We start from the raw sequence: 14,888 nt of genomic DNA on the forward strand, positions 1-14,888 counted from the left end.
AGAATTTTTACAACAGTATGGTCTATATAGTTATGAAGAATTAGGAATTGAAGATTTCTTAAAAGATAATTTAACAAAAATAATTATTTCAAAAGACGGTGTTATTGAAACGTTCTCAAATGTTAACCGAATTTTCATTAATACAATGATAAACAAATTCTTTGATGCATATTATCCATTAGCTGCAAAAGTAAGTCATTTATCAAACGATTTACGAATCGCTCAAAAAGAAATTTTAGAAATGAAAGTTGACATTCGTTTTTCAGTTCTAGGAAAACTAGAGGGTGAGTATTTTGATCAAGTGAAAAATAAGGTTTCATCAATTTATACACTAGCGGCATTTTTTAACAAGGTTATGAAATTCCATAAAGAGTTTCTTAGTATTACAGAAGCAGAATTTACAAGAGAAGGTAAAGCAGTAAAATCTTTAATGGTTTCACACATCGGTTATGAAACTCATTTGAATGGCGAAAAATTAAAATATAAGCCATTATCTCCACGTGAGATTATGGCTGAGTACGACCGAACAAAAAAATTAGTAGATATTTTTAAAGTTGTTAAAGATTACAATGATGAACAATCAGAAATTTTAATGGAAGACATTGCTAGTTTGCCATTGGTTAAATACTATGGTTATAGCGTTATTAACGGTGTACATGTAGAAATACCAACAACTAAACCTCGTGATTTAAAGAATCACCGCGAAGTTATTGAATATCGCAAAATCGTTAAATCATTTAATGAAGCTCAAGAAAAATCTTGAACAGATGATGTAAAATCTTTACCAGCTATTAATGATTTAAAATTTAGAAAAACTTATAATAACATTGATTTATTAGCAAAAATCCCGACTCGTGAAGATTATAAAATTAAACACGCTGAAACCATCAAAAAACTACGTGCTATTATTGAATCATTTAATTTAGAACAAGAAAAACAATTAATTGATCATGTTAAACACTTGCCAGTTTTAATTGACTATAACTTTAAATTACGTGCCAATGGTAAAAAAACAGAATTTGGGGTAAAACCGTTTACAACAATTGAACGAATTAAAAATCAAAAGGATTGAAAAGAATCTTTAAAAACTATTATTAAGTGAAATGAAATTCAAGAAAAATATTTGCAAGAATATATTGACTCAATTCCACCAATCATTGATCTTGGTTTCTCAAAAGGGGAAACAAATTGTTCAGCAAAAAATCCAAAACCATTAATTACAAAAGCTCGTTTAGAATCACTTGAAGGAATTAATGATTTAACAAAAGAAATTAATATTTATAATCGTGAACAATTAAACTTGTTAGAACAAGAAATTGCTCGTTTACCAAAAATATTTAACTTAGGTTTTACAATAACTGGTTCAAACACTAAACTAAAACACAAACGCCCTGATGCATTGGACAAAATGCGTGTTAAATTAATAAATTTCCCGGCTGTTCGCAAATATGCTAAATTAATCAACAATTTTAACCGTGAACAACAACGAATCTTAGAAGATTTCTTAAAACTAATTCCTAAAATACATGATTTAGGATATGACGTAAAAACAGATGGAACAAACTTAGAAAATCCAAAACCAAGTTTTAATTATTCTGAAATTACAAATAAATCCTCACTAGAAAATCTTGTTATTAAAATTAATCTTTTCAACGAAGAACAAAAAGGTTTACACTCTATTTATAAAAAATCTGCTATTCCTGGCATTGTAGATTTAGGTTTTAGAAAAACTACTTCAGGATTAGCAATTGCTCATGAACTTCCAAAAGGCAATCAAAAACACTTAATTAATAAAGAATCAGTTGATAAATTTGCAAAAGAAGTTATTACTTTTAACATGGAACAAAAAAACTTATTGGAATCATATCGTTTAGCTTTACCTGAAATTAGTGATAAATTCTATAAAGCAGCAGATGGAGCTTTAAATAATAAGTTTCCAAGCAATTATCGTCGTGAAGTTACTGATTGAAAATCATATGATAAATTGAATTCAGAAATTATAAAATTTAATGAATCACAGGAAAAAACGCACACAAGAAGACTAACATCATTACCTAAATTAGCGGAATACCATTTCATGTCACATGTTAATGGTCGTGCTATTGAACATCAACGTGTTGCTTACTCAATGGAACAAGTTTCAGATAAACGCGCGCTAATTAATATCGAAGATATGATTTACGCCTATAACATGGAACAAGAATCTATTTATCATGAAAAAGAAAAATTATGTCCTATTATAGAAGATTTAGGATTTAGAACATACCCAAGTGGGTCATCTATTAAATGTCAGTATCCAAAAATTACTAAATTATCACCTGATATGAATGCTCTACAAATTAATGAAGTAATTAATAATATTATTGCTTTTAATCATGAACAACGTTCATTATTGGAAGAATTTAGAATTCATGTTCCAGCGATAATTGATTATGGGTTTGGTGTGGAAGACGGTATTACATTACCGCACCCAACTTTACCTGAACATTATGAAAATTTAAATCGTGATAAATTGGATAATATTCGCAAAGTGATCGAACAATGAAATGCTACACAAAAAGCATATTTGCAAAAATATATTGAATCAATTCCTAAAATCATTAGTCTTGATCAGTTACATGAAAAATTTGTTGATATTCACTTTATTTCAAAGCCAAATGTTCAAGAAGTGTTGAATTCACTAATTTTGAATAAAAATGAAATTGTTCGTTTAGTTCAGGAAATTAATAACTACAATGCAGAAATGCTAGGGATAGCTCGTGATTTCTTATATGATTTCATCACACATAATTTAGTTGATTGTGGTTTTGAAAAACGCATTGATGGCTCACCATTAAAACATCATCGCCCAAAATATGATCTTGAAAAAGATATAGAACTAATTATTCGTACAAATCAAATTGGTAAATTTTTAGATGATATATCAAGTTTTTCAAAAGAACAAACTCAATTGTTAAATGATTACTTTTCAAGAACAGTTCCTGAATTAAGTACAACATATTTCTACGATGATGATGGATTAATTAATGTTGATAATGAAGAGTTAGAAATTATTAATAAAAAAATTACTAGTCGTCGCGATATTGACTTACTAGCTTCTGAAATTCAAATGCATAATAAAAGACAACATATTATTCTTCGTGATTTACAAAGCAAATTAGAAATTGTTGATTTAGGTTTTAAAAAACGTGCTAATGGTTTACCTTTATATCATTCTCGCCCAAATGTTAAAGTTAATGAAATTACAAGTATGACAGAAATGTTATATTGAGAAGAAAAAATCAAATTATTTAATAGAGAACAACGCGAAATTCTAGAATCTTATATTTTAAGAATGCCAAAAGTTGAAGACTATGGGGTTCATGTTCCAGGAATGTCAAAACCAAAAAACATTCATCACATAGTTGACCATTTAAAAAATAATAATGACGTTGCAACATATATTAATGAAGTTGAAAAATGAAATAAAGCTCAAAAAGAAGAATTACTAAAAAAGTAAAGACGATACCGAGCCTTATAAAAGACCGCGGCTTTACTAATTACCCAAATGGCGAGCCTTTAAGACATCAGTTACCAGGATTAACTAAAGAAACTATTCGGGAACTTGGTATCGACACAATAATTAAAGCCGTTGAAGAATTTAACCAGGAACAAACTAACATTTTAAATCAGGTTATTCAAAACGAGGAAATTTCACGAGACAAAGAAACACAAGTTTTATTCAAATCGTATAAGCATAAAAATTTAACTGAAGAATTGTTTACAAAAACACAAGTGGAAGAGTATTATACAAAACTAAGAGATGAGGAGAATATCTTGAAAGAAAAAATGCATGAATGATTTAAAACTACTATCAGTGCAGATGATATTAAAGTTATCACAACAGCAACAAATAACTTACATCAAAAAGTTATTGATAATTCAAGTAATATTCGCTACGTTTGCAAAATGGCAGTTCAAAACGAAGATGCTGTTTACCGTTTCTTTCATGTAGATAATTTACTAAAAGAAACTCTGTTTCAAGAAGTAATTTATTTCCCATACGGAATTGCTTTATGTATTAACTACGAAGCAATGGAAAATAGTTTTTTAATGGATGAGGATGGGAAATTAAGATGCATTGATATTGTTGAAAAAGTTAGTGCCAATTCTTATCGATGTGTGTTTAATGACAATGTATCTTTGTTAATTAAATATACACAAGAATGCTTAATTATGGAATATAGTGAAGACAAAAAAATGTCAACTCGCCGTGTGGAAATATTTGTTTTTGAAGAAACAGAAAATTATGCCAAAATTTTACAACGCATTCATCAAAAAAATTTAGAAGATATTTCGATGATGATCGATCAAGAAACTTTTGAAGAACAAGTTTATTTTAATTATTGAATTCATTCAGATAATGTTGCTACATTTGTTCGTGTACAATATGATAAAAATCCTAATTCTGCACACGAAGTATTTGGATTTTCGGTCATTGGTGGAATTTCTAAGCCCGGTATTTTTACAAGAGATAAAATTAATCAGGAATTTGGTTCTAAAGACTAAAAAAGTTTAAAAATGATGGAAAAGTAGTAGACGTTGTCTACTATTTTTTTTGTTAAAATATGAATATGTTTAACAAAATTTTTAAATTATTAGCAGCCATTATTGTTATGCCATTGATGACTCTCATAACAATTTCAACTCAATCTAATTCTTTTTCATCAGTTAATAATCATCAAAATTCAGTTGGAAAAATTCAGGACTCATGAACGCAAGTGCGTGGTTTAGAAGAAAAATACATTACACAAGCTAATGAATTTACTGTCAATCAAAATCGTGCTTTAGAAATGATTAAAAGTTTATTCGTTGATTCAACATTGCAAGCAAACTATGATCAAGTTAAAAATTTAATAATTGGGACGACAAATAATGCAGATTTATTTAAAATTATTGACAATGAAATTACTTCCTTTAGAAATGAGTCATGAAAAATTATTCAAAACGATACTTTAACTTATTTAAACGATGCTCACTTGATTTCTTCAGCTAGTGATTTGGAAAATAACAAAACAGATATCACTAAATCGAATTTAACATACTATGGTTCATATTTTAATGTGGAAACAATTAAAGTACCAGGTTTTTTTGCATGAAATGATATTAATAATAATTTACCAATTACATGAATTCCACAATCTATAGTTAATCCGTGAAATAAATTATTTGCCACAAATGTTTGAATAAGTTATGTCGATAGTAAAGATTCTTTTTTCAATAACGGCACTGAAAGTATGGGGAATTATTTATCAATAAATAATTGATCATCTGTACTAAGTGACCTTAAAACCAATCAAATAATTTCATACAATAATTCAATCAATACAATTGCCAATAATTTTCGTTCAATGGCAACATTATACTATTTTAATCCTGATGGTAGTTTAATGAATGATGACTTTAGTGAATTCCAAAACGCAAAGATAAATAATTTTTTCAGTGATTGGGGAGCGAAGATTGTTGATGGATTATTGCAATTAGATCAATCTAAAATTACTGCTTCTTTGACAACATGAATGATTGATGATCAAACTAAAAATGCAAGTTACGTTATTCCAACAAACTATACTAATAGTGTATTTAACATTTTAGAGAAACTGCGCGAATCTATTTTAATTGCTAATAAATTAGATTATTTACAAAATCAAAATTCCTTTTTCAATAATCAAAAATTATTTAATTTTTTAAATAGTAATAATGAAAATATTACAAATATTATTGTTAATCAAACATCAACAATTGCAGGTAACGTTTTCTCATCATTGCCATCTTTATCATTTACACAGTCTGGTAAGAACTACACTTTATCTTTATATGAATATGGTGTTATTTTATTAAATAATGGGACAACTTACACTTACATTGATTTAGATGGTAATGTTCACAATAACGCACAGGTTACCACTACTTCAACCTCAATTACAATTGATGGCGATCTTTTTACATTAAATAGTGACAGCAAGTCGTATTTACCGGATTTATCATTTACATATGACAATAAAAACGTCACTGCAAAACCAATTTCTTCTTCTAATTCATTATTCCAAACTAATAATAATCAATATAGCTCAACTGATAGCGTAAGTATTAAAATGACTGATATTAATGATAAAAGTTTTAACTATGAAATTGCTAACAAGTTTATAGTTAATTCGCAAAATTTTGATTTCATTAAATTACATCACGATTTTGCAAACTCTACTACTTTACCAAACAATACAGATTTAGCGTTCAGCTGAAATTTTGATCAAGATAAGTTTGCTTCTTTTACCCAGGGCGCTGATTTTTATAAAAATTATTATGTACCAGGAACTTTACCAAATAAATCAATTCCAATTACAACTATTGAAAAAATTTTCTTTGCGTTATTTGTATGCTTAGTAGCTAGTTTAATTATTTTCATCGGTTATTTTGTATCTCGTTATTACCATGAGCGCAAACAAAATTATACAAATGAACACGAACGTTTGCATCCGTCAAAGAAATAATTGAAAAAAAACGCATTTTTTTATATTATTAATTAGGTATGTCTACGTAGCTCAGCTGGATAGAGCATATGCCTTCTAAGCATATGGCCGGGAGTTCGAATCTCTCCGTAGACGCCATTTTTTATTTTTATGCAATTTTATTTAAAATGATTGCAAAAAATTATAATAAGAATACATAAAAATAAAAAAGGGAAATCATGCAACCAACTAAAAATTATCATGACGATATAATTCAACAGATTAAAGAACTTATTGCACAAAGTAAGTTCGAGGAAGCATATCGTATTTTAAAAGAAGAATTAAATGCGCCATATATCCCAAGCGATAAAAAAGAACAATTTTCAGAATTATTTCGTGTTGTAAATCACGAAATGTATTTAAAAACTACTTCTAAAAAAGATTTTTCATTAATTTCTATTGATGCAGTCCGCCGAATATTAAATCAAGAAAAATCAACCGATTTAGAGTGTCACATTCTTTATAATTTAAAAGATGTTAACTTACGCTTATTAATGCCAGAAATTAAAGCTTTCCTTGTTAACCCAAATAAAGATAATATTTTAAAAACAGTTATTATTGAAGCAATGCATTCTCAGTCTATTGATGATGATTTTAAAATAATGAAAAACGGAATTGAATATGTAATCAATCCAACTTCCACAATCCCAATTTTTTTAACTACTCAATATAAAAATACAGTTGACGTCTTGAAAAATTATTTAGGTGTTCATTGATTAAATATTTTCCAAATGAATCTTTTAATTTTGGAATGATTTACTTATTATACTTATCCAGTTTTATTTGATGAACGCGACTGCTCATGTGTTGCATGTGCTGTAGCTTTTTATTGTTTTAAAATTAATAAGCAAATTATGAATCTAGATCAATTAGTTGAACTATTTCAGGTTGATAAAATAAAAACTCTTGAATATATTAATAAAATTGAAAGTATTTGAGAAAATTAGGTTTTTAAAAAAATAAAAAATATTATACAATCTATTTGTAATAAATGTGAAGGGGAAATCATGAAATTTACAATATCAGAAAAACACATTTCTGCAACAGAGGGACAATATCAAGTAGAAACGTCTTCAGCTAATTGAGAGGGTTACGTTAAAAAAGCCCAAACTAAATTATTTAACAAGGTAGAAGTGCCAGGATTCCGCAAAGGAAAAGCGCCAATTGAATTAATTAAAAAACAAGTTAGTTCAAAACAAATATACGAAGAAGCAATGCATTATTTATTTGATGATGTTTGAAAACACATTTGAACATCTAATGACATAAATAAACGTCCAATTGATATGAACGATATTGATTTATCAATTAAAAATGTATCAGCAAAAAAATGTGAAATTGATATTAATTTTACAATCATTCCTGAAGTAAATGTGGAAAATTGAAAAAAACATACAATTAAACGCCAAGAACCTGTTATCTCAGAAGAAGAAGTTGAACATTTAATTAAGGAAGAATTAGATAAACACAGTTCAATCGTAGTGAGTCAAAAAAAGCATAAACTTGAAAAAGGTAATATTGCTAGCATCAACTTCACTGGTTACTTAAATGGAGAAAAATTTGATGGCGGCCATGCTGAAGATTTTGATCTAGAAATTGGATCAGGACAATTTATTCCAGGGTTTGAAACCCAATTAATTGGTATGAAAAAAGGGGAAACAAAAACTATTACCGTTACTTTCCCTGAAAATTATCAAGCTAAGGAATTGGCTGGTAAAGAAACTAATTTCGAAGTAGTATTAAACGAAATAAAAGAAAAAAATATACCAACATTAAATGATGAATGAGTAGCGCAAACTCATAATAAAGAAAGTGTAACGCACTTTGTTGATTATGTTAAACAAAACGCTTTAGAGAAAAAAAGATTAGCAGCGGCAGAATCGTTAGATGAAGAAATTTTAGATGTGTTAGTTGCCAATTTAGATATTCCTCTTCCAGAAAAATTAGTTCGCAAAGAACAAGCTGTTATTGAAAAAGATTTCTTTAATCGTTTAAAAGAACGTAAAATTGATAAAAATTTATATTTAAAAATGATTAACAAATCAGAAACAGAATTATTGGAAACTTTTAAAGACGACGCAGTTAATCGTTTAAAAATTGCTTTATTATTACAATCAATTGCTCGTGCTGAAAAAATTGAAGCTAATGATGAAGATTACAATAACTTCCTTCAATTAATGTCACAAAAATACAACAAAGAAGTAGATGAGTTGAAAAAATTAGCTCCATTCAATGATGATATTCGTTTTCGATTAACAAATGAAAAAGTTTGAGATTTAATCAGAAAAACACTAATTATTGACTAACAATATTTGGCGAAGAAAAATGAACAACATTAAAAAATAACTACTTCGCTAGTTATTTTTTATTTTAAAAAGTTTAAAAAGTTTAAACACATGTTTTGAACTTAGATAAGTTAAAATTTAATTACTTAGAGAGAAAGGGGTCTATTTATGACTAAAAATCCAAATAAACTACTAACATTACCATTATTAGCGATGCGTAATTTAATTGTGTTTCCAGGGCACAGAGTTTACACAGAAATTGCTCGCAAGATGTCAATTAATGCATGTAATATCGCGCAAAATGATTACGAGGCGAGAATTGTTGCTTTATCGCAAAAAAATTCACAAGTAGAAACACCAACTGCATCAGATTTTTATAATTATGGAACATTATGTAATGTTCGCATTAAGAAAGCTTATCCAGATGGTACAATCTCGGTGGAATTAGAAGGTGTGGAACGTTTTAAAGTAACTAACATTATTGAAGCTGCTGATTTATGTTATGTTGAAGGGGAAATGATCTACTCAGTGATTGGTGACGAAAAAGAAGAATTAGCTTTGATGCGTCAATTGCAAAAAACATTTCAAAAAATTCTTGAAAACTTGCAACCTAATCCATCAGCGCAAAAGGTGGTTAATGACTTTCAAAAAGGAGTTGAGCCGGGTGAAGCTGCTGATTTTATAGCTCAGAACATGGCTGAATTAAAGTTTAATGTTAAACAACAAATTCTAGAGGCATTAAATGTTAATGAACGTTTACAGTTATTAATTAATGAAATTGAAAAAGAACGTGAAATTGTTAATTTAGAACAAAATATCCAACAAAAGGTGAAATCAAAATTTGATGAATCGCAACGTGAATATATTCTTCGTGAAAAATTAAAAGCTATTAAAGAAGAACTTGGTGATATTACAGGAAAAGAAGATGATGCATCAAAAATGCATGAACGTTTAGCTAATAATCCTTATCCAGAAGAAGCTGCTAAAAAAATCAAAGAAGAATTAGTTCGTTACGAAATGACACCTCCTTCAAGTAGTGAAGGTAATATTATTCATACTTATTTGGAATGATTATTAGATCTACCATGATGACAAAAAACAACTGATAATAATGATCTGTCAAAAGCTGAAACAATTTTAAATGAACACCATTATGGTCTTGAAAAAGCTAAAGAAAGAATTATTGAACACTTAGCCGTTCAACAAAAAACTAATAAACAATCAGGACCAATTATTTGTTTCGTTGGCCCCCCTGGAGTTGGAAAAACTTCGCTTGGAAAATCGATTTCTGAAGCTTTAGAGCGTAAGTTTGTTCGTGTCGCATTAGGTGGAGTAAAAGATGAATCTGAAATTCGTGGACACCGTCGTACATACATTGGTTCAATGCCTGGAAGAATTATTCAAGGAATGAAAAAAGCTGAAACAATTAACCCTGTTTTCTTGTTAGATGAAGTTGATAAATTAAGTAACGATTTCCGCGGAGACCCATCTAGTGCTTTGTTGGAAGTTTTAGATCCAGAACAAAATAAATTTTTCTCTGATAATTATTTAGAAATTAACTATGACTTAAGTAATGTAATGTTTATTGCAACAGCTAACTATTTACAAAATATTCCAGAAGCGCTAATGGATCGTATGGAAATTATTGAATTAAGTTCATATACTGAAATTGAAAAAGAAAAAATTGCTCACGAACATTTAATTCCTAAAATTTACAAAACAAATAACATTACCGAAGAAGAATTAACTATCGCTAACGATGTTCCTTTAGAAATCATTAAATACTACACAAAAGAAGCTGGAGTTCGCCAATTAGAACGTTTGTTATCTAAAATTGTTCGTAAAGCAGTTGTACAATTACTAAAAAAACCTGGTAAAAAAGTAAAAGTTACTTTAGAAAATTTAACTGATTTCTTAGGTAATCAAATTTATGACTATTCAAAGAAAGAATCAAAAGAACATGTTGGTGTTGTTGTTGGATTAGCTTGAACTCAATATGGAGGAGATATTTTACCAATTGAAGCAACATATTATGGTGGAAAAGGGAACTTAGTTTTAACTGGAAAATTAGGGGATGTAATGAAGGAAAGCGCTAACATTGCTTTAAGTTTTATTAAAGCCAATAAGTATTTATTTGGTGTTCAAGATTTTGACTTCTCAGCCCACGATATCCATATTCATTGTCCAGAAGGAGCTGTACCAAAAGATGGTCCTTCAGCTGGAATTACTTTAACAACAGCTATGGTTTCATTGCTATCAAAAACGAAAGTATCGCAAGATATCGCTATGACAGGAGAAATTACACTTCGTGGGAATGTACTAGCTATTGGTGGATTGAAAGAAAAATTAATTTCTGCTAAACGTAGCAAAATTAAAAAAGTATTAATTCCAGCTGAAAATAAAAAATCTTTAATAGATGTACCGAAGGAAATTTTAGATTCACTAGAAATTGTTTTAGTTAGTCATTACCGTGATGTGTTTCGTGAGGTTTTTGGTAAAAATATTGACGCTGAAACTTTTGAATTAAGAGAACAAGGTATCTTAAAAAAAATAGAACAAGAAAAAAAATTAATGGAATCAAAACAAATAAACGCTAGTTTGCAAGTATAATAATGGCAAATAAATATTTACAATTAACCTTTCTTGGTTCATATGTTAAACCTATAACAGCTTCTAACAAGGAAATTGTAGTTGTTGGGCGTAGTAATGCTGGTAAATCAACATTTATTAATAGTATTGGGAACAATGGTAAATTAGCAAGAGTCAGTTCTACACCAGGTAAAACATTAACGTTAAATTACTATCATATTAATTCTGCCAAACCCGATCTTTATTTAGTTGATACCCCAGGTTATGGATACCATGCAAAAGGTTTAGAAATTACTAAAGAATTAAATAGAATGATGGATTATTATTTAATTGATAATCGTAAATTGCGAGCATGTTTTTGAATTTTTGATATTCGTCGTGATTTTGTTGAAGATGATATTTTATTATTAGATTTTCTAAAAAAAATAAACATTCCAGTTTATGTTTTATTATCAAAAAGCGATAAATTAAGTAATCAACAAATTATTAAACGTAAAACTTCTATTCGCGCTCAAATTGATGTACCAGAGGAAAATATTATTCCTTTCTCATCGATGTCAAACTTAAACATTGTTAAAATAGCCACAAAGGCATATGAAATCTTATTAAAATAATTTAATATTAAAAAGTATGAAAGATCTTGAAAAATACGATCACAAAAAGATAGAAAATATTGTTTCTAAATTGTGAAATGATAATAAAATGTGAAAATTTAATCCTAGTAAAGCAACAAAGGGTAACACTTTTTCTATCATATTACCACCACCTAATGTAACAGGAAGATTACATTTGGGACATGCTTGAGATTCCTATATTCAAGATACTTTGATTCGTTATCACCAATTACAAGGGAAAGAAATTTTGTTCATAGGTGGTATGGACCATGCAGGAATTGCCACACAAGCAAAACTAGAAGAACGTTTGTGAAAAGAAGAACATTTAACTCGTAATGATTTAGGAAGAGAAAAATTTCTTGAAAAAATGCATGACTGAAAAGAAGAACATGCAAAGATTATTCGTGAACAATGAGAAAAACTTGGATTATTATTAAATCCAGAGCAAGAAAGATTTACTTTAGATAAAAGTTTTAATGAAGCAGTTTTAAATGTATTTATTGATTATTATAACCAAGGATTAATTTATCGCGCTAATCGTTTAATTCATTGAGATATAAAATTACAAACAGCTATTAGTGATATTGAAATTGAATATAAGCAAAATAACGGAGAAATGTATTATATTCGTTATTACTTAGAAGATAATAACGATTATTTAGTTGTGGCGACAACTCGTCCAGAGACGATATTTTGTGATGAAGCTATCCTTTATAATCCACATGATGAACGTTATTTAGGTTTAAAAAATAAACGCGTTATTAACCCTCTAACTAAAAAACTAATTCCCATTCTTGAAGATACATCAATTGATATTGAATTTGGAACAGGATTAATGAAAATTACCCCAGGACACGATTTTGTAGATTATGAACTTAATAAAAATCATCATTTACCAATTGAATCTTGTATCGATAAAAATGGGAAATTAAATTCATTGGCTGGCGAATTTCAAGGACAAGATCGTTTCGACGCAAGGAAAAATATTAAATGATTTTTAGAACAAAATAATTTACTAGAAAAAGCGGTTCAACATTCAAATAATATAGCTTATAGCCAAAGAAGTGGTACTATTGTTGAACCAATTTTGAGTGAACAATGATTTTTAAAAACATCTGAAATTATTAAAAAAACAAACATAATTGAGATTCAAAAACAAAAAAAATCTGAAGGTAAAATTGATTTTTTTCCAGAAAGATTTAACGACGTTCTAATTAAATGATTGGAAAATACACAAGATTGATGTATTTCACGTCAACTTTGATGAGGGCATCAAATTCCCATTTGATATAAAGAAGGAGAAAAACCGGTTGCTTCCAAAAACGCACCATCAAAAGAATGACAACAAGATTCGGATGTTTTAGATACTTGATTTTCTAGTGCACTTTGACCATTTGCTCTTTTTGGTTGACAATCTGCAGAAGATAACAAAAAAGTATGTAATAATCCGTTTTTTCCAGCATCTGTGTTAGTAACTGGCTATGATATCATTTTCTTTTGAGTTTCGAGAATGATTTTTCAAACACATCACATTATTGACCATAAACCTTTTGAACAAGTTTTAATTCATGGTTTAATTCGTGATAGTCAAGGACGCAAAATGTCAAAATCATTAGGGAATGGTGTTGATCCTATGGATATTATTGACAAGCACGGAAGCGACGCATTACGATTTTATTTACTAACAAACTCAACACCGGGTTTAGATATTAAATTTAACGAAAAAGAAGTTGAAGAAAGTGCAAAAATTTGTAAAAAAATTTTTGAATTTAATAATTTTTTACTTTTGAATAAAAATGATGTTTTAAATGATAAAAAATTTGACTTAATTGAAAAATATAAGAATGATTCTTTTTATATTTATATTAATATCAGTACTCGCGAATTTGAAAAAGAAATTAATAGTTATATAGAAAATTATCGTTTTTCTTTAGTTAAAGAAAAAATTTTAGACTTTATTTTTTCATTTTGTAATAAATCGTCTGTATATTTGCGTTTCTTAAAAGAAGAAAATAGTGATGCATACAAATATTATTTAACTCTAATAGAAAAAACATTTTATTTTTTAATTAGTGTGATTATGCCGTTTTTACCTTTCACTATAAGCTATATTTTACAAAAACATTTAAATAATATTAGTGACTTGAAAAAAATAAATGATAATGATATTAATAATTTAAAACTTAATAAATATACATTCATCGCGTTGGATCTTATCATCAAAGAAATTATGATTATTGAAAAAACCATTGATAGAAGAATTTCTTGAAATCAAATATTTGAACAAAATGAAACTATTTCTAGTTTAGGCGATTATATAAATTCTCAATCATGATATTCAGATCCTTTTATAAAAAAATTAAATAAATTATCGCATCAAGATAGAAATAAATTTGATCAGATGCTTACGATGTTTAATGAAAATTTTCAAAAAATTCTAATGCATTTTGAAAGCGAGATAAAGCGTTCTGGAAAAATTTTGTGTAACGAAAATTTCCGTATAAATAATCCTCAAAATTATGAAAAAGAAGCAATTAAGCGATCAAATTACGAAATTACTTATTATCAACTAAAAGATATTTATTCAATTTTTAAAAAATAACTAATAACTTTAGTGTTATTAATTTTCATCTTTTATTTAATTATTATTTTTTTATTTTCATTCATTAAGTGATACGCATTCTTAGTATGTATATTTTCACTTTTGTTTCTAAGTAAAAAAATAATCAATAAAAAAATTATTTTTTTATCACTATTGGTGTTTTTACCAATTATCATATATTTTAATGTTAACGTTATTAGTTTATTTAATATAAATTTCATTAATTTATCTAAAATGTATATTTTTCAAT

General features: G+C 27.9%; 8 protein-coding genes and 1 tRNA gene. All 9 read left to right on the forward strand.

The window, feature by feature from the left end; all coding sequences use genetic code 4:
• The first annotated feature begins 145 nt into the window (after positions 1-145).
• The 9 genes from ASO20_RS02780 (at position 146) to ASO20_RS02820 (ending at position 14,638) form a co-directional block, all read left to right on the forward strand.
• Positions 146-3,499, forward strand: coding sequence for a hypothetical protein (locus ASO20_RS02780; RefSeq protein ID WP_085056441.1), 3,354 nt, complete (start codon positions 146-148; stop codon positions 3,497-3,499).
• Positions 3,500-3,816: 317 nt separating this feature from the next.
• Positions 3,817-4,548, forward strand: coding sequence for a hypothetical protein (locus tag ASO20_RS02785; RefSeq protein WP_085056442.1), 732 nt, complete (start codon positions 3,817-3,819; stop codon positions 4,546-4,548).
• A 65-nt stretch (positions 4,549-4,613) separates the two neighbouring features.
• Positions 4,614-6,530 carry a hypothetical protein gene (locus tag ASO20_RS02790; protein ID WP_157061718.1) on the forward strand — a complete coding sequence of 639 codons (1,917 nt, stop codon included), beginning with the start codon at positions 4,614-4,616 and terminating at the stop codon, positions 6,528-6,530.
• 40 nt (positions 6,531-6,570) lie between these two features.
• Positions 6,571-6,647 (forward strand) — tRNA-Arg (locus tag ASO20_RS02795).
• A gap of 80 nt (positions 6,648-6,727) precedes the next feature.
• The gene (locus tag ASO20_RS02800; protein WP_085056444.1) at positions 6,728-7,495 is read left to right on the forward strand and encodes a DUF3196 family protein; all 768 of its coding nucleotides are present in this window, start codon (positions 6,728-6,730) and stop codon (positions 7,493-7,495) included.
• Between the two features lie 60 nt (positions 7,496-7,555).
• A complete protein-coding gene (tig, locus tag ASO20_RS02805) occupies positions 7,556-8,854 on the forward strand; it encodes a trigger factor (RefSeq protein ID WP_085056445.1) in 1,299 nt (432 codons plus the stop codon).
• Between the two features lie 147 nt (positions 8,855-9,001).
• Positions 9,002-11,443, forward strand: a complete 2,442-nt coding sequence (lon, locus tag ASO20_RS02810; protein ID WP_085056446.1) for an endopeptidase La — start codon at positions 9,002-9,004, stop codon at positions 11,441-11,443.
• A gap of 2 nt (positions 11,444-11,445) precedes the next feature.
• Positions 11,446-12,036 carry a ribosome biogenesis GTP-binding protein YihA/YsxC gene (gene yihA, locus ASO20_RS02815; protein WP_085056447.1) on the forward strand — a complete coding sequence of 197 codons (591 nt, stop codon included), beginning with the start codon at positions 11,446-11,448 and terminating at the stop codon, positions 12,034-12,036.
• A 16-nt stretch (positions 12,037-12,052) separates the two neighbouring features.
• Entirely contained in the window at positions 12,053-14,638 is a 2,586-nt protein-coding gene (locus ASO20_RS02820; protein ID WP_085056448.1) for a valine--tRNA ligase, read from the forward strand.
• Positions 14,639-14,888 lie beyond the last annotated feature (250 nt).

Origin of the sequence: Mycoplasma sp. (ex Biomphalaria glabrata) (assembly GCF_001484045.1) — a bacterium.
GTDB lineage: Bacteria > Bacillota_I > Bacilli_A > Mycoplasmatales.